Source organism: Humiphilus diazotrophicus (genome assembly GCF_059726315.1).
Map to the genome: position 1 here is coordinate 3,505,180 of NZ_AP040870.1, position 20,461 is coordinate 3,525,640.

The 20,461-nt window shown below is 51.9% G+C and carries 16 protein-coding genes; 9 read left to right on the forward strand and 7 right to left on the reverse strand.

Features of this window, described 5'->3' with window-relative positions; translation table 11 throughout:
• Positions 1-40 precede the first annotated feature (40 nt).
• Positions 41-724 carry a DUF3142 domain-containing protein gene (locus AC6I7T_RS15030; protein ID WP_497794307.1) on the reverse strand — a complete coding sequence of 228 codons (684 nt, stop codon included), beginning with the start codon at positions 722-724 and terminating at the stop codon, positions 41-43.
• Positions 725-786: 62 nt separating this feature from the next.
• The gene (locus AC6I7T_RS15035) at positions 787-2,880 is read right to left on the reverse strand and encodes a PA5441 family protein (RefSeq protein WP_497794308.1); all 2,094 of its coding nucleotides are present in this window, start codon (positions 2,878-2,880) and stop codon (positions 787-789) included.
• A 404-nt stretch (positions 2,881-3,284) separates the two neighbouring features.
• On the opposite strand from AC6I7T_RS15035, the gene AC6I7T_RS15040 reads away from it, so the two are divergent.
• Positions 3,285-5,045, forward strand: a complete 1,761-nt coding sequence (locus tag AC6I7T_RS15040; RefSeq protein WP_497794309.1) for an alkaline phosphatase D family protein — start codon at positions 3,285-3,287, stop codon at positions 5,043-5,045.
• Positions 5,046-5,233: 188 nt separating this feature from the next.
• On the opposite strand, the gene AC6I7T_RS15045 is transcribed toward AC6I7T_RS15040, so the two are convergent.
• Positions 5,234-8,293, reverse strand: a complete 3,060-nt coding sequence (locus AC6I7T_RS15045) for a DUF6298 domain-containing protein (RefSeq protein ID WP_497794310.1) — start codon at positions 8,291-8,293, stop codon at positions 5,234-5,236.
• A gap of 236 nt (positions 8,294-8,529) precedes the next feature.
• Positions 8,530-9,831 carry an alginate export family protein gene (locus tag AC6I7T_RS15050; RefSeq protein ID WP_497794311.1) on the reverse strand — a complete coding sequence of 434 codons (1,302 nt, stop codon included), beginning with the start codon at positions 9,829-9,831 and terminating at the stop codon, positions 8,530-8,532.
• A 419-nt stretch (positions 9,832-10,250) separates the two neighbouring features.
• Here AC6I7T_RS15050 and AC6I7T_RS15055 point away from each other — a divergent pair, with 419 nt between their 5' ends.
• Positions 10,251-11,072 (forward strand): response regulator, encoded by an 822-nt coding sequence (locus tag AC6I7T_RS15055; RefSeq protein WP_497794312.1) that lies wholly within the window; start codon positions 10,251-10,253, stop codon positions 11,070-11,072.
• 46 nt (positions 11,073-11,118) lie between these two features.
• The gene (locus AC6I7T_RS15060; RefSeq protein ID WP_497794313.1) at positions 11,119-12,072 is read left to right on the forward strand and encodes a DUF4118 domain-containing protein; all 954 of its coding nucleotides are present in this window, start codon (positions 11,119-11,121) and stop codon (positions 12,070-12,072) included.
• A gap of 452 nt (positions 12,073-12,524) precedes the next feature.
• Here AC6I7T_RS15060 and AC6I7T_RS15065 read toward each other — a convergent pair whose 3' ends face one another.
• The gene (locus AC6I7T_RS15065) at positions 12,525-12,956 is read right to left on the reverse strand and encodes an NUDIX hydrolase (RefSeq protein ID WP_497794314.1); all 432 of its coding nucleotides are present in this window, start codon (positions 12,954-12,956) and stop codon (positions 12,525-12,527) included.
• On the opposite strand from AC6I7T_RS15065, the gene AC6I7T_RS15070 reads away from it, so the two are divergent.
• Positions 12,943-13,881 (forward strand): ATP-binding cassette domain-containing protein, encoded by a 939-nt coding sequence (locus tag AC6I7T_RS15070; protein ID WP_497794315.1) that lies wholly within the window; start codon positions 12,943-12,945, stop codon positions 13,879-13,881. The two genes, AC6I7T_RS15065 and AC6I7T_RS15070, sit on opposite strands and share 14 nt — an antisense overlap.
• A 6-nt stretch (positions 13,882-13,887) precedes the next feature.
• Here AC6I7T_RS15070 and AC6I7T_RS15075 read toward each other — a convergent pair whose 3' ends face one another.
• Complete coding sequence (locus AC6I7T_RS15075) at positions 13,888-14,523, reverse strand: FKBP-type peptidyl-prolyl cis-trans isomerase (protein WP_497794316.1); 636 nt, start codon at positions 14,521-14,523, stop codon at positions 13,888-13,890.
• A 315-nt stretch (positions 14,524-14,838) separates the two neighbouring features.
• Here AC6I7T_RS15075 and AC6I7T_RS15080 point away from each other — a divergent pair, with 315 nt between their 5' ends.
• The 3 genes from AC6I7T_RS15080 to AC6I7T_RS15090 are packed head-to-tail and all read left to right on the forward strand — an operon-like array spanning position 14,839 to position 16,375.
• Positions 14,839-15,627, forward strand: coding sequence for a sulfite exporter TauE/SafE family protein (locus tag AC6I7T_RS15080; RefSeq protein WP_497794317.1), 789 nt, complete (start codon positions 14,839-14,841; stop codon positions 15,625-15,627).
• Positions 15,628-15,631: 4 nt separating this feature from the next.
• Positions 15,632-15,922 (forward strand): SemiSWEET transporter, encoded by a 291-nt coding sequence (locus AC6I7T_RS15085; protein ID WP_497794610.1) that lies wholly within the window; start codon positions 15,632-15,634, stop codon positions 15,920-15,922.
• 18 nt (positions 15,923-15,940) lie between these two features.
• Entirely contained in the window at positions 15,941-16,375 is a 435-nt protein-coding gene (locus AC6I7T_RS15090; RefSeq protein ID WP_497794318.1) for a gamma-butyrobetaine hydroxylase family protein, read from the forward strand.
• An 83-nt stretch (positions 16,376-16,458) separates the two neighbouring features.
• Here the strand turns inward: AC6I7T_RS15090 and AC6I7T_RS15095 are convergent, their stop codons facing one another.
• Entirely contained in the window at positions 16,459-17,040 is a 582-nt protein-coding gene (locus tag AC6I7T_RS15095; protein WP_497794319.1) for an LOG family protein, read from the reverse strand.
• A 107-nt stretch (positions 17,041-17,147) separates the two neighbouring features.
• Between AC6I7T_RS15095 and AC6I7T_RS15100 the strand changes: the two genes are divergently transcribed.
• Positions 17,148-19,901: an ATP-dependent helicase gene (locus tag AC6I7T_RS15100; protein WP_497794320.1), complete on the forward strand. Its 2,754-nt coding sequence runs from the start codon at positions 17,148-17,150 to the stop codon at positions 19,899-19,901.
• Between the two features lie 89 nt (positions 19,902-19,990).
• Complete coding sequence (locus AC6I7T_RS15105; protein WP_497794321.1) at positions 19,991-20,146, forward strand: hypothetical protein; 156 nt, start codon at positions 19,991-19,993, stop codon at positions 20,144-20,146.
• Positions 20,147-20,461: the final 315 nt, after the last annotated feature.

Sequence of the window (20,461 nt, forward strand, 5' to 3'; positions counted from 1 at the left end):
TCATCTCCGGGGCTTTACTTTTTAGAGATCGCCTCATCATTCATCTATCAGCAACCGTCCGCCTGTGAGATGGATTTTGCAAAAACACCACATACCCACGAAACCAGGGAGTCTTCGCCAAATACTCTGGAGCGTCCCAGTTACCACCTTGAATGAGACCGATTTTGAACGGAACTTCCAATCGGCTGACGCGGGGTAAGTAGGCCTCGTAGTTTTCGATTGTGTGCCGGCCCTGATAGGTTTGTACGACAACCTCATCCACCACACCTCTCAGCTGATTCACCTGGTCGGGATCTGCACGACTGCTCCAATCGAGAAGCCCGGTAATTCCAAGACGATATTCGGCAGGCAGGTGTTGGCGAAGCTGCCGAAGAAAATCCAGATACTCCTGCAAGTGCAGCGTATGAGCATCAAAATCAACCTGTACCCCGACGACCTTATTCCCGGCCTGCCGCCATCGTTCAAGCTGAGCAAGCATGATCGTGTACACCGCCGGATTCCAATGCAACGTATGTACACGATATGCCAACCAGATTTCAGAGTGCTGTCTTTTAGGAATGGCAACACCTTGAGCGAGAAGCCGGACATGAGACTCATCTCTCTTTAGAGGCTCAATCTGTCCCTGCAAAACATAAACACAACGGGCTTTACTCAGCACCGGTTGCGGAGTCACCCCGCTCCAGAGCCAGAAGGAATCGTACTGCGAGGCATCGACGGTATTCACCGCCAAACCTCGCGCACAAAGTAGCAGCCACAGACAACTCAGGAAACAACACCTCATTGCTCTTACCAGTAATACTTCAGCGATTGCGCCCAGGAGCTGTCGGGATAGCTGGTCTTGAGTATGTGGAACCACTGTTTACGCGTACTCTGGGGAATATCCTGAGAGCCGCAGTCGTTGTTACCAGACGGAGCAAAACACCGGATAGCCCGATATAGCGCATAGGCACGAGCATCCTTATCGGCTTGCTCCTGCCCGATGACCTTCAGGTAGCTGCCCATTCGAGAATAGCCTGTAGAGGGGAATGGAGAGGGTGCTCCACCAAGATCGTTTGCCGAAGGCGCGGCCTCCTGATCATAATGGACTCCATTGTTGCGAATAAATTCGCCCAAGCAATTAAGGCTCTTTGCATCCTCAGGATGTTGCTGCAGAGTTGCGGCAACCTCGCGCATAGCGGGGCAGGGATAAATAGAGTTCCCCTTTCCCGGCTGCGCGCTGAATGGAGCTAATAAGGCATTCGGGTGAGCAGGCAGCAACGATAAATCGGATTGGAATACCTGATACTTGGCACCGGTCAGTTCCTTATACAGCAACGTATAGAGTGCGGCATCGCGTACCGTTGCATTCTCCTTAGTGTCCTTGATCCGTTGCCGCAACAGATCGGCACTCGCTGCGTGTTCCACGAGGATGGTACGGATTGCCGGATCTGTCACCAGCGAGTCGGCGGCAAAAACACGATCGACACGGCCTGTACGCTCTTCGACCATAGCTAGTTGCAGTTGTAGCTGCTCGCGTTGCAGAGGCAGCTTTGCCATAGGAATCAGCTGTTGAATCAATGTTCTTGCCTCATCGAAGCGGCGGCCTGCCTCAAGAGCAAAAACTCGCAATGTTTGCTGACTGAAGGAGAAGTAATTCAGCTGGGTACTTGGCTTGGCTGGCAGCAAGGCCAAGGCTTGCTGCGGCTTGGTATCTACGTATAGGTAGTAAGCAGCCTGTAGATAGCTGAACAGCTCGGGCCTTTTCGCGAAATAATCCTTCTGAGCCTGAAGCTGAGTGAACTGAAAAGTGCTGCCCTTCTTGTCATCCACGGACCGCATTTGCATCAGATCGACAATTGCGAGCAGCAGAGGAGACTTAACTAACTCCGGCTTTACGGAAGACAGGAGTTTCTTGTCGGCTTCTTCAATCAGCTCTGAAGCCGTCACATTTACACCATCCGGAGACGCATCGACCAAAGCCTGCTCGTAAGCTGCAGCCAGACGGGTTTGATCGTCGCCCAACCAGTAGACACGACGAAGTAATCCCCTTGCAGAAGCAGCATAGTGTCCATGCGGGAACTTCTGAAGATATGCATTCAGCGCAGACTCGGCGGCTCCTAATGCAGCTTTGTCCACCTTCTCGAACTTCAGTTCCCCCCATTCACCGAATGCCTGTTGTTGAGCATTGTTCAATTGGGTCCTTCCCGCCATGTAGAGAGCCGTCTCTTTCAACCATGGATTCGGGCTATTCTCAATGCTGTTGAAGTTCTTCGATGCCTCGGCGAAGTTTCCGGCATAAAAGGCATTTGCTCCTGCGATATAGGTCGCAAACTGCTTGCCCAAAGTGGAATGAATTTCCGAAGGAACCTTCCATGAAGCGTTACTGTCGGAGGAACAATTCACGACGATGCTTCCACGAGCATTGCCTAGCACTGCGGCTTCATTTGCAGGAAGCGAAGTTGCACTTTTCAGCGCCTCCCGAAAGGCCGCGAGACCATCTTCCGCGCTACGGCAGCGGCTACCCTCGCCTACGGCATAATCCTGCGATTCCGCCGTATCTCCACTCTGCTTTACATTCGAGCTGCCACCAGCTCCAGGAGTCTGTACGTCCCATTCTTCCATGTTGAAGGGAACTCGAAGCATGATTCGATCCGGAGCAGTATCGTACTGGGGCTGAGTCCTTAAGCTTCCGGCGAGCCTGCCGCTATCGATCAAAATCAATTGAAGATTCAAGCGGCTGTCATTGGCAGGACTAAGAAACGGAACACTATTGCAGCTGTCATAACTCCCGTGCTTGACATTGCCATTGGACGTAACACAACCCCAGTCACCACTGGCATTGGCCACGGGGGCTTGAAGCAAGCCCAAGGCGAATGCGGCATAGAGATATTTGCGTAACACGTACTCTCTCCTAAACAAAATCTGTTGAATGATTACAGCAGGAATCCGGATCGTTGCGAAATTTCTCCAGTCATCCTCTCCTTGCTGGCTTGAATAACGCACGCGAAGAGAGGTGGCCGGCACACTGTACGGCAACACCTTTCCCTTCAGGATTGTAAGGACAAGCTGAGATTAGTCTGTCAGCAGAAAGGGCTAGAGAGCAATCACTTCGTCCGGATTTGGGTTTTGTACCATCCTATTTGATAAGCGACATTTAGCTCTGCCTTCGGCCAGAAGGCGCGCAAAAGAATTTACTTTTATTTCACAAATCCGCAAAGCACTTCGTTCCCCTTAAATGTTAACTTTCTCGACACCGGAGAACCGCCCGGATATCTCCACCAAACTCCCCCCAAGGAAAACCCTTGATGAATCGCCGTAACTTCCTCCAAGCCCTCACAGCTATTGGATCAGTCGCATGGATAACGAAATCCATGCCAGTGTTCGCACAATCGCAATCGAGCTTCGTAAACCCAATTCCGGTTCTTACCGATCCTTCCATTGCGGGACTGACAGAGCAAGATCTGGCAAATCTGTTTACCGTCTCTGAAACCAACCTCGACAGCCTTCAACTGCTTACCTATCCGCAGAGTGTAGCCAGCGGAGATCCGCAACCAAACGGGATTGTCCTATGGACCCGCATCGCTCCAGAGGCTCAGGGCGGACCTTATTCAACCTGTGTAGCATGGCAGATTTCTACATCTCAGGATTTCTCCGATGCGTCAGTACTCCTCGAAGGCGTATTGCCGCTAGATCCCAGTAAAGACAATACGGTCAAGCTCCCCATCTCGCACGTTACACTCGCGCCTTATAGCACCTACTACTATCGATTCCTCTACAATCAAATTCCCAGCAGAACCGGGCGTTTCAAAACCTTGCCGTCGCCTGAAGACAATCTGTCTACCTTGAAGCTGGGATATGTTGTTTGCCAGGATTATGGCAATGGCTATTACACAGCTCTGGCACATCTCGCCGAGGAAGAGGTCGATTACGTTGTCCATCTCGGCGACTATATTTATGAAACCATCGCAAGCAGCACCTTTCAAAGCAATCCTGTCCGAACAGTTCCCCCATTCCCCAGCGGTGGACAAACGCCGCAAGGCATAGACGATTACCGCCATCTCTATAAGACTTACCGCAGTGACCAAAATCAGCAACTCGTTCACGAACATTTCGCCTACATCCAGTTATGGGACGACCATGAGTTCGCCAACGACTGTCACCAGGACTTTCATCCCGACAACAACGTCTCGCCCGTAACCGCCGACACTCCACAACCAGCACTGAGGCAAGCTGCCAGCCAAGCCTGGAGCGAATTCGGTCTAGCCGATGTCCCCTTCGATCCCAGCCAGGATTGGAGACAGGCGATTCGGTTGTATAGAAAATTTCAATTCGGAAGCTTGGCCGACGTGATTGTCACCGATGAACGACTTTATCGCGACGGGCCACCATGCGGAAATACGGAGTTCGGGCAAAGATATTTCACCGTAGGCTGTGCCGGGCTGCAGGATCCCAATCGAACCATGCTGGGAACAGAACAAAGACAATGGTTCTTGGATCAGGTCACTAACTCACAAGCAATATGGAAGCTTTGGGCAAACGAAGTCATGCTCATGCAACTGAAGGCCACCGTTGTCTATATCAGCTTGGATCAGTGGGACGGCTACCCGCAAGAACGCGCACTGTTGCTGCGACAAATTCGTGATGCCCAGACAAAGAACTTTGTGGCGCTGACTGGAGACTTGCACACCTTCCTGGCTGGGTACCTCCGAACCGATTTCAATAATCCTTTCGAACACCCAATGGGAATCGAGCTAATGGTCGGATCGATCAGCTCAGCGAATTTCGCGGAAGAAATCGAAACGGCTGTTCACCTTCCAAGCGCTCCAGTTCCAGCAAAACAGATGGGAGTATCACCCGATCTTCTCGATCCGGTGATACGCATTTTGAATCCGCATATCCGCTACTGGAACAGCTCTACTCACGGATATGGGCTCCTTACAATCACACCCAAAAACCTTACATGTGAATTCAAAGCCGTCTCAACTATTCGCGAACCCATAGCCGACCTGATACATCTGAAGACTTTCACCGTTCCGGCAAACAAGGTGCATTTGAAAGAGAGCTAAGAGAACAGATGGGGAGTTTGAACATATTTCTTCCGGTAGAGAGAAGGCGCGAATAGTCCAGGATGAAGCGAAGCATAAGCGGGCGGAACCTTGGGTGAATTCATAAATGAAAGATGCCCGTCCCGGAGGGCCGGGGCGAGGACTGGCTGATCATTCTCCATTATTTCGTTGTGCACTATCTCGCAGGCTTACGGTTCGGGGGTCAGCAACAATAACCAATCTTTTTCATCGGGTTTTTGAAAGGAAGCCTTGGCCGACACGGAAGGAACTGTAACCTTCGAAATCTCTCCGGTATGCGGATTCAACCAGAGGCCTGCATATCTTCTAGCAGGGAGACCGCGTGACAAGACGATACTCTTACCCGATAAGGAATAGATAAGAACAGGTTCCTGTTGACCACCTGCAAGTACCCACGTCTTTTCAGGAGCTTCTACCCAGCCGTCGGCAGGAGACATATTCGGAAGATCTTGCGCCAGGTAGGTCCGAACAAATTCATCGATTATCTGATCTTGACTCTTTTCATTTGGATCTACCTTGCGCACCGGACGGGGCGGATACATTGCCGATGCACTTTGTAACGCTGTAGGAGCTGGCGACGGCGGTTGCGATCTCAGTGCCGATTGCGATGCCGCACCGGCCATCAAGATCGGAACCGGACCTGCATCTTCCTCCATCGGCATCAGCGCAATCTCCGGATACCGATCCCGATACTCACGGACCTGCCGATATACCTGCTCCGGCGTTGTTGACGGTGGTGTATCGGTATAACCGGGAAAGGTCTTGGAGATAAGTTCACGGAAGGCATGATTCTCACCCGCTTTCGGAGCGAATAGAGTACCGTCGGGGCGATATTCCCAGTACCGCATATCTACAACGGCAATCTGTTTAGAACGCACAGGATTCTCAAGAATGTCATCGGTTGTCTGCTTGCTGGTCGTCAACACAATGCGAACCTTTTTACCGTGCTTCTGCTCCCACTCGTGCACCGTATCAAGAAAGAATTCCTGAAACACAAGAGGCCCGGCATACTGATATGCCAAGCCAAAGATAATGTTCGGCACGTCTGCAAGCTCATCCAGTGTGTGGAGAATATAAGCACGATGCAAGGTACGGAGTGGAGGATAGTCTGTGCTGTAAAACTCGTTGCCCACATCCATTCTGCCGTGTGGTCTTAGAGGCGGAGGTTCCGGTAGACCTGTATCGTTCACATTATTTGCAGGACGCCACGGATAGTCGATCCAGTGAGGCCCGATCTCCAGCACATTATGCGTGTTGTAAAGGTCGTAGAAGACAAGTAATCCGTTCTGACTCGCAAGTCTTCCAAATTCGCGCTGCCTCTCGAAATACCACGGATTGTAGCGGGAAAGGTCAAAGAGACTTAGTCCATCCCATGCCTTTCCTTTGCCACTGCGCGCCCAAGGCATCTCGTAAAACGGAGCCCACACATTCCCATCTTCGCGGTGTTCGATAGTGTGAGAGTCGCGGCGATGTTCATACCACAGCCCTGGATTAATCTGGACAGAGAGCAGTTTTTTGTCCTTCAGTCTTCTTACCAGCGCAGCAAGATCCTCCGTCTCCCCCGGAGCAACGACCCCGGGCATAAAACGCGTAACACTCCATCCCGTTGAAGTCCCGGCCGTGTAAAGAGAGGTATCTCCACGCCACCAAGCTTCTGTTTGAGACTCTCCCCAAAGCACCTTCCCCTGATAGACAAAGCGTCCGTGAACAATCTTCACGGGAGAAGGGGATTCCGCTGTTGCAGGTCTGGCTTCCTTTAATGGCAAAGTGAATTCAGGCACGGAGCTAAAGGCTAACGGCTTAACCTCATCCTTGCTTTCAAGTGAGATTCCAAGCCGAGCCCGCAATTCTTCTTCATACAGCGATTTTTCCGAATGAACAGTGAAATTCGGAGCGCCTGGAGGACCAATGGCATCAAGCGTGCGCGCAATAGAATTCCATATCAAAGAATTTGCAGCAGTCCATCCCGCACCTTGCGCCCGAGCGAAATCAAGCAGAAGTTGAATGCTTGAATCTGGCACTTTGACCTGCTCGTACAGCACACCCGAAGACCATCCCTCAAAGGCTCCGCTCGCACCGAGTGAATGAACAGCTTCGCAATTGAGGAATACATTCGGACCACCGGACAGCATGCCGCTTGCGAAATCGTTCATCCCGTATTCGCTGTAGCAGCGATGGACAAGAACCTGTTGTCCATAAACGAGAAAAGACTGCCTTCTGTATCCGCCTTCTTCCGAAACGGGTGCTTCACTACGGCAGTTTTCGACAGTGATACGACGCCCGCGCAAATTCACCCGTACGGCAGAGGCCACGAAGTGACGCGCTATAACGTTCTTCACCCAAGCGTCTTGTACGTTGTCGAGCAAGACAGCAATCCAGGAATGCTCTTCGTCTTTGGGCCTTGATGTGTCATAGACACTCTCCAGCACCAAATCCTGAAGACCTAGGTGTTGAGGGAAAACATCTTCTGTAGAAAGCGCAACACTCCCTCCGCCATACTTTTGCTCCAGGGCAGTTGTAACAGGAGCATCGATTTCAATCTGTTTTCTTTCCCGATCGACGCTTGTGATCGACCGGTCCCACAGAAGATCATGCGAGCCCGGCTTCCAGTCGAGACGGGCATTCGCAAAGCTTCCTGGCAGCCCCTTCATCCCCATCTCTGAGATCCACTCATCGGTGCTTGGCCGACGGACTACAACCTTGTCACCGATTGCAAAACGCTCTACAGATTCCAGAGTTAGAACCCGGCTTCCCGCCGGAGCATCCTGCACGATCTGTTGTCCTGCACCGGGCGACGGAGAAGCCTTAGCTCCAATCTCAATCAAGGTTCTGCGGGAAGTGCCATCCGCTTCAAGAATTGTTCCATCAGGGCCTGTGCCTGAACCACGAAGCACAACTCCGCTAACGCGCATCTGAAGTTGTCCTTTGATGTGGAAGCGGCCTCTCGAAAGCAATACGGCGCCGCGGAAGCCCGTAGCATTTGGTTCCAGAGTGGCTATTCGATCCAAAGCAGCTTGAATTAGCGCACGATCGTCGGCTCCAGAGGGGTGAACCACTACTACCGGTGCAACATCCGGAATCGGATGACCGGCCTCATAGCCTGCATAAGAAAAATCAACGGGGACAGGATTCTTTCCGGACTCCAAAGCAAAAGTAGGAACAGATAAGATGACCAGAAACCAAACCCAGGACGAGAGAACACGTAATTCAATGCACTTATGCAGTCGCATCGCTATTTTGAAGCTCCTTACCTGCTCCCGGCTTGTGAAGAGCCTGCCGTTGTAGGCTATCCATATCCACCGTGCAATGAACAAAATAATGAAAAAGGGAAACACGATATCGTACAGAGATCTTTGGCCTGCTTGCCAGAACAAAAGGACACATGAGTTATGAAACGATTGTGTACTAAAAGTGAAAGGGAGATGCATCTTCGCATCTCCCCTGATGAAGCTCTAGCGCGGCAGGACTACTTGATGGTGTACTGCTGAGCAATATAGAAATAGCGTGGATTGATACCACGTGTTGCATTCTCCACGAAATCGCCTTTAAAGAAATGGCCAAAACCTGCCAAGAACGTATGAGCACCGACTTTCACCGTCAGAAAAGAGTCAAGCTCCTGCCCAACATGCGTTCCGGCAGTCCCCTTTGAAGAGATTGCAATCTGCGAACCTGCGCCGTTATACAGCGCATCCGAAGCGCTAAAAAGGTGATGATCGGTATACATCAGATTAAAAGCTACAGCCTTTGTCACCTTTACGGTTTCCAGCGTTTTGAAGGTCGACAGGTTCCGCCAGCCAAACAGATCTTGATGGCCAAATTTGTCGTGGTTCGCTGGGGACAGCTGATCATACGTAGCACTATGATCCGAGCCCGTGTGCGACCCCGAAGCCTGCTTATATTCCGCAGAGATATCTATGGGAAGCTTGCCAACTGTGACTGGACGTGAGACTCCAGCAAACCACGCATAAGCACGCTGCGTCTTTGTCCCCAGGTGTCCGGCTTGTCCAATGCCCTCAAGGCTATAGGAGAAATGAGCAGGAAGCGGACCATAGAACCGGGCACCAAAGCTATTTGTTCCAACAGTACCTTTTCCCGTCCATCCACCAATTACATTTTGCGAATGACGCAAAGCATAGACATCGACCGCTGCTCCACGCCAAACCTTCGGGAAAACGCCGTAAGCTCCCCATATCCGATTTCCAAATTCCGGATTGTTGAACTTGTCGGCCCGAATGATAGCGGGAGAAACCAGGAGCCCATCCAATGTCATCTTTTTGTTAGAGAATTGGATCCGTCCAAAGTCGTAGGTACGGGATGTGTTACCCCATTGCGGCACGCCGATGACACGGGTCTCTCCGTAATCCAGCATTCTGCGTCCGGCCGAGAAATTTATCTTTTTCTCGGAGCCAAAGACAAGATACGCCTCCTGTAAATCCATGCTGTCGCGAAGACTGGTTGGAGCACCTTTCCCATAGAAGGGAGCACGCGCATCTTGACCCATTCCAGAAATCTTTAGCCAGGAAGTCGGGCGATATTCCATTCCGATACGAAGACGGCTCAGCATATCTTGCTGATTCTTATCCTTGCCGAAATTCACGCCATATCTTTCTTCCCAACGAGTTCGCTCTTCGAGGGTAATCGTCAGCTTGTTTTCCGATGCCGCATGCAGGTCATTTGCTGCTTTGCGCACTGGGTCGTGCTGCGCGAGTGCCACTGTCGCCGAACATGCTACTACCAGTACTCCAATACTCCATACAATCTGGTTCATGCCGCTCCCCGGCCCTTGTTTTTTGAAATGGGTAGAACGTTTATCGACCGATTTGGCGGAATGCTGTAGCAGGTTATCTTCCTGACCAAACACGTAAAGGCCTCTCTAAAAGAACTTAAGGTGCTATCTCCTTTTGAAATTTGGAGATATATAGGAACCGTTCTTATCTGCCGGATTTCTACAGGGGGAAACAGCACCGAATTTGAAAGCTGCCAAGTCTATTACCTTCTATTACCAAAGTGGTACTGAGATATCATTCGACAAATTTTGCTACCTTATCTTCCCAAGATAGAACAAGGCCTTCATTCCATACCTATATCCCGGCCATCCACTGCTCAGATTGGCCTTGATATGCATCTAATCAAGCTGAATGTAATACTTGAATTATCAAAGGTTAAGTATACCAAGGCATCAAAACGATGAAGACACGTCTCCTTTTCGTCGATGATGAAGAAAACATTAGGATCACACTGCCTGCGATCTTGCGTCTGGAAGGTTTCGACGTATCTGTCGCCGGAACAGTTCCTGAGGCGCTAGAGCTCATGCAGCACGAGCAGTTCGATATCCTGCTCACTGACCTCAATGTTGGGGAACCGGGAGACGGATTCACTGTCGTGAGTGCCATGAGGCGCACACAACCTAAGGCTGTGACCTTTATCCTCACAGGCTACCCGGATTTCCAGAGTGCCCTGGAGGCAATTCGAAGTCAGGTGGATGACTATCTCACAAAACCGGCAGACGTACGAAAGCTGGTGGCAATGATTAAGTCAAAGCTTGAAAATCCGCGAAGCATCCGAACCAGCCCATCAAAACGCGCGGCTACTGTCATTCGCGAGAATCTGGACCACATCATCGACTACTGGCTGACGGAGGCGATGGCCATCAAAGATATGGCGTCCGTACCACTAACCAAGCAAGAACGCATCGACCATCTATGTTGGCTTCTGCAAAGCTTAATCAAATCACTAGAGGCAGATAAGCCCGGAGTAGCCACAGAGACCATCAATTCCACTTCAATGCACGGAACTGAACAGGCCCAGCGAGGTTATGACATAACCATGCTGGTGAAAGAGACTGCAATTCTGCACCAGGCACTCTCAAGGATACTGGAAGAATGCCAGCTGGAAATCGATCCAAGTACTCTGGTTGGTGATGCAATGAAAATTGGTGAGAACTTAAACTCTTTGCTTGAACAATCTATTCGCTCTTATCAAAAATACATCCACCAACAGGTGGCATAGAACCTTAAATCCGGTTTAGGACCCCGTTCCTACTTGAGGAGCAGCTGTGCCCCTTCGTGCGCTCTACCGTCCAGATCCTCTCAAGAAACGTCTCTTGCGGCATCTCATGCCATATGTAACCGCAATTGTTCTATCTGTTTTGGCATTGCTGCTGACCCTGATCATTCCCACAAATGAAAATAAGTCCTTTTTTGTATTGTTCTTTGGATCAGTCGTTGCATGTTCTTGGCTTTACGGAATCGTCTCCGGATTATTATCGATACTCCTGAGCACTCTGGAGATCGTTTACTTCATCTTCCCTCCAAGAAACTCTTTCTTTTGGACAGACTCCGGCGACATCGTTCGTCTTGCACTCTTTGTGGCGATGACGTTTCTGATTGCCAGGATGATGACAAAGCTCCGGAAAACGCAACAGGCGCTTGCACTGGAACAGGAGCGCTTCGAATTAGCACATGAAATTGCAAAGATTTGGGCATGGGAACTGGAGCTTTCCTCCGGCCGCTTTATATGGTCAAGCCGTACGAGAGAGACCAGTGACATCCAGCAGGAAAGCACACAGGAGTTGTTTCAACAGATCCATCCCGACGATAGGGAACGGTTTTCGCTAGAACTAAGCCGTGCAGTAGAAAACCGCCAGCCCTATGAAACGGAATTTCGAATCGACTTGCCGAATGGGGAGATCTGCTGGATTGCCTCTATGGGGGAATCGTATCGAGCCCCGGATGGAGAACAAAGAATTATTGGCGTCAATGTAGATATCACTTCCCGAAAGATTGCCGACCAAGCCCTGGAATCGGCTGCAAAGGGTGAGTTGGCCGGTAAACTTGCGCATGAGATCAACAGTCCGCTTCAAAGCCTGATCCATTCCCTCTATCTGATTCGTCACTTAACAGCGCAGACAGAAACACAACTGTATTCGGAATTGGCCTACACAGAAGCAGAGCGCGTATCGCAACTGGTCAATGAGATCTTGGGACTCTATGCCAAACCAGGAGTTTAAAGCATTTCTCGCATAGGGAAAGCTGTACAAATCAGATCGATGAATCATCCGATTGCGCCGGGTTCCGGACATCTTTGACTTACTCGAAGCTTTGCGATCTGCTCTTCAAAAAATCGACGCTTTCCTTGCATACACTTGCGCAAACCTCGACTCAGAACTCTTGATTCGCCGCATTCCATCGGGATACTCTTTGCGTACACGGGAAAGGAGGTTGATCCAGCTAATGAAAAGTTCTGAAGGTAGTAGTTGCATGATCCTACGTGAGGTGACTGAGGCTTAGAGCGCCCTTCGCTCTAGTCCTGGCGATTGTCAAACTCCCTCGCCGAGGCCCACCTGTAAAGATCGAAGGGTGCCTCAGGTCAATCTCAACAGCTCACCGGTATCGAAGGCTCGCTTCGCCGAATCTGGCTGCGAGCCTTCATACATTTACGCTTGCACCTCTCCAACTTTCTTCAGGCGAACTGTTCTATCAGCCGATCCAGAAATATCTTCTGGCTCTTTAGAATTTTCTCTTGTGCCGCCTCCAGAGAAAACCAAGCCCAACGGTCGACTTCGGGAAACTCCGCCATGCGTTTGCTTTTCGGGGGCCACTCCATCTGAAAGGTATTGCTCCTTAACTTAGCCGGATCGAGATCTCCCTCGACAGACCAGACGACGACAATCTTTCCTCCCGCTTGTTTGGTATCGCCCAGGGACCGGAAATCTCCATTCACAGACGCGCCAGTCTCTTCCTCGAACTCTCGCCTCGCTGCGACAAGAGGATCTTCGTCAAGCTCGTATTCGCCTTTAGGAATGGACCAGGCACCCAGATCCTTCTTTGCCCAGAAAGGTCCTCCAGGATGCACAAGAAAGACTTCCAGAGCTTGTTCTGTGCGGCGGTACATTAAAACTCCTGCGCTGTGCTTCGGCATCGATTCCTCACCCCGGAGCTGGATTGCAATTCGTCCATCTCTCGATCTTCAATATAGTGCTGTTTCTCTGACACTTCCCGGTCGCGGTTGTACGATTCCAAATATGGCTTTGGTTGAAGTCCAGCAGCTGGCAAAGAGCTATCCCCGACGCATCGGGCTGAAAAGCGAAGAGCAGTTCGTGGTGGAAAATGTCTCTTTTGCCATTCAAGAAGGAGAAACCCTGGGACTGGTGGGCGAATCGGGCTCAGGGAAAAGCACGATTGCACGGTTGATTCTCGGTTTGATAAAGCCGACTCAGGGCAAGGTTCTGGTCGATGGCGTCGATGTAGTCAAAGCCAGTCGCCGCGAAATGCGCAACCTTCGCCGCCAGATGCAGCCTGTATTTCAGGACCCCTTCGCGGCGTTAAATCCTCGCATGAAGGTCCTAGAAATCATTGCCGAACCATTGCTGATCCACCGCAATCAAGAAGGCGTAATCGCTTCGAAGAGCGCCTTGCGCGAACAAACTACATCGATGTTGCATGCTGTTGGGCTCGACGATTCAGCACTGAACCGCTATCCACACGAGTTCTCCGGAGGCCAGCGACAGCGCATCAATATTGCCCGAGCCTTGATGCTGAGACCGAAGTTGCTGGTTCTGGATGAGCCGGTTTCCGCACTGGACGTCAGCGTGGGAGCGCAGATCGTCAACCTATTGCGCCAACTGCAAAAGGATTTCTCGCTAACTTATCTTTTCATTTCGCACTCGATGCCGTTGGTACGATATCTCTCCACCAGTATTGCCGTATTGCAGAAGGGAAGACTTGTGGAGCAGGCTCCGGCAGAAGAGCTCTGTGCACATCCCAAACAGGCCTATACACAGGCTCTTATAGCCGCCATACCGGAATTGACTCTTTAAACGAGTCTAGAGGGGCTGCATCGGATCGGGCGGTTGCGGCGGAGATGCAGGCGCTTGCGGCATCGGAGGCTGCGGCGGAGCTGCGGGAATCGTTCCATACGGTGCATTTTGGCGAGGTGCGGGCATAGGCATACCGCGTGCTTCCAGCAATTGCACATCGAAGATCAAATTGGCCTTTGGAGGAATGTCTTCAAAGCCAAAGGCACCATAAGCTAACTGATAGGGAACAAAAAGCCGGCGTTTGCCACCGACGCGCATTCCTTCAAATCCTTCATCCCAGCCAGCAATTACCTGACGCATTCCCTGGGTAAATTCAACAGGCTCGTCCCGATCGACGGATGAGTCGAACTTTCTTCCGTCGGCCTCCAGCCAGCCGGTGTAATGCACGCGATAGATTTGACCAGGCTGAGCCTCCGGCCCCGTTCCAACCACGAGTTCCTGATAGCGCAAAGCGAAGCCAGTCTTCAGCTGCGCTTGAGAAGCAGGAATTCCAGGAGGAAGATGCGACCGGCCAGTTTTCGGTGCCGCAGATCCCACATACTCAGGCCGGGCTGGTGCTTTCGACGATGGCCTGTTCTGAGATTGAACCAGGACAGGCAACAAAAAGAACAGGCTTACAACGATAAGGTTCTTATTTTTCAAGAGCTCGTCTACCTCCCGAATGCATCTCGCTTGGGTTCAATTTTAGGGCTAGGGGGCAATGCAGCCACGGATGGCAAGCTGTAGCCACCTTTGGCAGGTGGCACGCAAACACCCATTCTTGTTTGTACTGCTTCAAAAGGCTCTAATCCCGTCGAACGGGGAATCGGAGGCCTTTCACTCTTAACGATTGGTCATTCCCGTTTCGACATTCGAAAGCAAGTTTCTCCGGCATGCATCAGGTATTCGGGACTCACTGTCCAGAGAGAAAACCAGGAAAACCGGGAGGAGACCAAAACACCATAAAATGACTCTAGAATGCTTCTCTTTTGGGGCCACAATTGGCATAGCTGGTGGCTGATAGCTGCGTCTTTTCTGGCCGGTACCTTGAATGCAATGGCTGGAGGCGGTTCTTTTCTAACCTTTCCAGCGCTGCTCGGTGTAGGAATCGCTCCAATTCAGGCAAATGCGACCAACACGGTTGCACTGTGGCCGGGGCAATTTACCTCGATTGCCGGATATCGAGAGGACATTCGACAAAATCTCAAGCTCACCATCCCGCTCGGATTCGGAGCGCTCCTGGGCGGATTCGCAGGAGCAATCGCACTGCTCAGAACGCAGCAGGATACGTTTATGGCTCTGGTACCGTGGCTTTTGCTGATCGCGGCGCTACTCTTTGCCCTGAGCGGTCCGATTTCCAGATGGCTGGGGCGCCGTATAACCAGGCACGAATCGCTTCGGCCGTCAGCCATTCCCCTGTTTCTGGGTATGGTGGTGATCTGTTTTTACATCGGCTACTTTGGAGCTGGTGCCGGGTTTCTCATCATCTCTCTGCTTGCATTGTTTGGCATACAGAAAATCAATGAGATCAATGCCCTTAAGGTGGTCAGTACCACCCTGGCCAATGGAATAGCCGTAATTACTTTCATCGTGCGTGGTCAGGTACTCTGGCAACACTGTCTGCTCATGATGACAACAGCCGCCGCCGGAGGATACTTGGGAGCAAGATCCTCAAGACAATGGAATGCCAAACTGATGAGGGTAGTAGTCGTCGGTATTGGACTGACGATGGCGGCGTATTTTTTCTGGAGGCAGGTAAGCAGATAGGATGATGAGAGATTTAGTAGGTTCAGCAGCAGCGGTGTGTACGACCGTCTCTTTTCTCCCCCAGCTCATCCGAGTATGGAGATTGAAGTCTGCCCGGGATATTTCAATGACAATGTTCCTGGTCTTTTCCCTGGGGTTAATCTTTTGGCTGATCTACGGTGTTCTCACGAATGCCTGGCCGGTAATCATGGCCAACGCCGTCACTCTAGCTCTCTCTATGGGAATTTTGCTTCTCAAAATCCGATATGACCGCCGAGATGCTGTCGTTGTCTCATCCGAGGCAGAATATAAATAACAAGAGTTTTGGAGTTTTATGAGCCACGAAGGAATTCGCTTCGTCCCCGCCGAAGAAGCTAAGAAACAAGAGCAGGAACAGTCCAAGCAGCTGCCTCGTGAGGCGACGGAACCGGTTAAGGTCCGTGTGCACAAAACCGAAGGTACCGGAGTGGAAATCGATTGGAAAGACGGTCACCACAGCTCCTGGAGCTTTCCCTGGCTACGGGATGCCTGCCCCTGCGCCACATGCCACGAAGAACGGCAAGGCCAGGGCAGAAAACCCGGAGACCCCAAGTCAAAGAACACCCAATTGCTTCCGATGTACGAACCACCATCCCGTCCTTCCGCTATTAATCCAATCGGCCGCTACGCATTGCAGTTCGTATGGAATGACGGTCATCAGGGCGGAATCTATTCCTGGGATTATCTACGCACACACTGCCAGTGCGAGGAATGCAAGAAGCGTAGCTAGACCGCTCTCTCAAATACTTAAAGACAAGGGCGGCTTTTCTTGGCGGAGAAGCCGCGCCGGAATTCTTTCCAGCGGATGCGTCCTCACGGAAGGTGCTTCAACTCTGGGGCAGCTCTTCCGGTCGAGAAGTGTTGTTCTGCCAGGTTCAGAGCTTCCTCGACATTTCGGGCCACAAGCAATAGCGCACGATTTTTCTGCTGAATAAAGCCCTCCTGCATGGCATGTGCCAGGAATTTCAGCAGTCCATCGTAGTAATTGCGAGTATTGATCAGAATACAAGGCTTGGTGTGGATGCGGAGCTGAGCCCAGGTCAGAATTTCCATAAACTCATCCAACGTCCCATATCCGCCCGGTAGAGCGACAAAAGCGTCTGCGTAGGAGGCCATCAGGGCCTTGCGTTCATGCATTGTGCCCACTCGATGCAGCTTCGTTAGCTTCAGATGTGCAATCTCACGATTTGATAAGGCCTCGGGCAATACGCCAATGACTTCGCCTCCACCGGCAAGCGTGGCATCGGCAACCGCTCCCATTAACCCTACAGTCGCGCCCCCGTAAACCAGCCCATAGCCGTGACTGGCTATTGAGCTGCCCAATTCCGTGGCAACGGAGAGATATTCCGGATCGGATCCATTAGCCGAAGCACAAAAAACGCAGATGCGTTGCAAGTTCTTTTCTGGCATATCAGAGATAGGATAGCCCGTCGGGAAAGCAGATCTGCCCCAGGGACGATACACTAGAGAAGCAAGGTAGTCCCACCACCCGGAAGAGCAGGTTGCAGCATCTACTCAACAAACTGAATCCGCAACAGCGCGAGGCCGTAGAATCCGTCGATGGACCGCTTTTGATCCTCGCTGGCGCTGGCTCGGGGAAGACCCGTGTCATCACGCACCGTATTGCCTATCTGATCGAAGAGCGCGGCGTCGCCCCAGACTCCATTCTGGCCGTAACCTTCACCAACAAGGCCTCGGCAGAGATGATGGAGCGCGTCGATAAGCTGCTCGGATCGAGCACCGTCGCGAAGCCGTTGGTTGCGACCTTTCACTCCTTCTGCGTTCGCGTACTTCGGCGGGATATCGAAGTACTGCGCATTGGCAAAGAGGGTTTGACGAGAACTTTTGCCATCTACGACGAAAACGACCAGCAAGCCATCGTCAAGCAGGCGATGCGCAGGATGGGCTTGGATACCAAGCAGCTCACCCCACGGACAGTGCTTTCCCGGATCTCCTGGGCAAAGAACCATGCGCTAGACCCGCAAGAATACTTTCTGCAGGCCACCGATCCGAACGGCGAAAAGATCGCCCACATCTTCGAGGCCTACCGCAAGGAACTTCGCAAGAATAATGCGCTGGATTTTGACGACCTTCTGTTGGAAACAGTCCGTTTGCTGAAGTCTTCCGCCGAGGTAAGAGAACGCTACAACCGGCGCTATCGTTATCTGCTAATCGACGAGTATCAGGACACCAACCGGCCCCAATACGAATTGATGAAGTTGCTTGCCGGAGAGCGCAAGAATGTCTGCGTAGTCGGCGATGAGGACCAGAGCATCTACTCCTGGCGCGGTGCCGATATCCGCAACATTCTCGAATTCGAGCGCGATTTTCCGAATGCCAAGACCATTCGCCTCGAACAGAACTACCGCTCGACACAGGTCATCCTCGAAGGAGCAGGAGCGGTCGTCGCCAACAACTCGCAGCGCAAAGGCAAGACGCTATGGACGGAGCGCGAGGGCGGCACCAAAATCGGGTACTACGAGGCTCCGGATGGCGAGAATGAGGCTTTATTCATCGCCGACTATATCCAGAAATATCTGCGCAAGTCAGGGGAGAGTACCGAGAATTCCGAAAGTCCGCACATTGCGGTCCTCTATCGAACCAATTCTCAATCCCGGCTGGTAGAAGAAGCGCTTCGCCGCTACGGTGTCCAATACACGATGGTCGGCGGCTTCTCATTCTACGAACGCGCCGAAATCAAAGACCTGTTGTGTTATCTCAAGCTGGTCAAGAATCCCGACGACTCAATTGCACTGCAAAGAGTCATCAACACTCCTGCCCGAGGCATTGGCAAGACCACGCTGGAGACCGTGGAACGTCTTGCCCTGGAGACAGGTTCCAGCACGTGGAGCGCAATTGGCCACGCCATAAAAAACCGTCTCCTTCCGCAACGCGCTTGCTTGGCATTGGACGGCTTCCAGCGGATGATCGATGATGCACGAGCCATGATGGGCCCTGGATTCGCAGAAAAGCTTGCTGCCGATGTTGCAGGCGACGCGGCAGAACCCGCCATGGAGGCAACAGACTTCGATGTGAGCTTCGGCGAAGAAGAGTCAGGCTCAGACTCGTCGGACGGGGATACCAGCTTCGATTTCGGAGAGTTGGATGACAGCGGACAAGGTCTGCTGAACCTGGGCCCCATAGCCACACCGCAAGAGGATGAGCTGGCTATTAACGCCGCCGATTTCAATCCCTTCCTCGAAGTGGCTCCCAAGCGCCGGACCCAGCCGAAGAAGCAAGAAACTTCAGCTCCGCCACCACCCCCTCCAGTTCAAGCGGAGCCGGTAGCAGGTTTTCGCATAGAAGGGGACAAGGCTACTCTTCCGGAGCTCATCCGTTTCTTGATTGATCGAACCGGATATGTCCGGTCGCTCGAAGACGAGGGCACTCCCGAATCCTTCTCTCGGATTGAAAACCTGAAGGAATTGGCCAATGCTGCCCAGGATGCCGAGGAGCGGGGAGAAACGCTTGACGAATTCCTCGATCATGCCGCATTGGTGAGCGATACGGACCAGTACAACTCGGACGCCCGCGTCACGCTGATGACCCTTCACGCCGCTAAGGGCCTGGAATTCTCTCTGGTGTTATTGACCGGAATGGAAGAGGGACTCTTCCCGCACTCGCGGTCGATCAACGACCCGGAGGGGATGGAGGAAGAGCGCCGCCTCTGTTATGTGGGCATGACTCGAGCGATGGACGTTCTGATTCTGACCCGGGCGCGTTATCGCCGCCGCTATGGCAACGACATGCCCGAGGCCTCGATGGCATCCCGCTTCCTGGAAGAGATCCCCGCCCACCTTATCGAAGATTTGAGCGGCGGAACGCAGCGGCCCACCAGTTGGGGCGGTTACGCAGCAGATTATGCCAGCGGCCGCCGTAATAATGACGACTATGGAGTCAGCCGCCACTACTCCTACGAAGACGAAGATCAGCGGCCAGCTTACGGACGGGAATATGCCGGAGCCGCTCAACGAAGCTCCACAGGCAAGGCTCCCGGAGCCCGCGGTTCCGTGGACAATATAGCGAATTTCTTCTCAGGGAGAAGTTCAGGCGTATCTAGGCCTAAAATTGATATTCCCGAGTCTTCTGGAGCCACGGGCATTAGGAAAGGCACCAAGGTTCGGCACCCCAAATACGGCGAAGGAGTTGTCTTTCTGCGTGAAGGCGACGGAGAAGATGCCAAGATCACGGTACAATTTGCGAAATTTGGGTTAAAAAAGCTAATAGAGAAGTTTGCTCATTTAGAAAAGCTCTAAAGCAGACGCTGTTTTAGGACCTCCGGTGGTTGCGAAGAACAGAACGCGAAGAGGCCGGAAGATTTTTGAAGAGGAATTGAAAAAAGATTATGGCAGACACAAAAAAGATCGAAGACAAACTGGAACGGAAAAAGGTCAAGCGGACAGCCCGCAAGAAGGCCGCTCCTAAGGCAAAGCGCACCACACCGCGTGGTTCCGCCAAGAAGAAGGTCAAGAAGTTGGCACGTGGCCAGAGCAAGCGCTAACTCTGGTCGGTAACGGAATAAAAACAAGAACCCGGCCCGCCGATTATCTATTTCTTGCCAGCGTTCGGTAAAAAATAAGATGGATTGCAGCTTCCAGTGGAACTGAGAGGCTGCAATTTGTCTGTTTTTACTTTTAGCAAGCCAGCAAGAGTGAACCAGCGGGCCATCTTCCCCAAAAACTTAGAGAAGACGGTTCAGGAGCACCACACTGGTAAAGCAATTTCTTTCCCGTAAATCGATAGACAAGCTCATCAGCGACTCAGAGTTACCTGAACAGCGCCTGCAGAAGACGCTTGGCCCTTGGTCATTGACTGC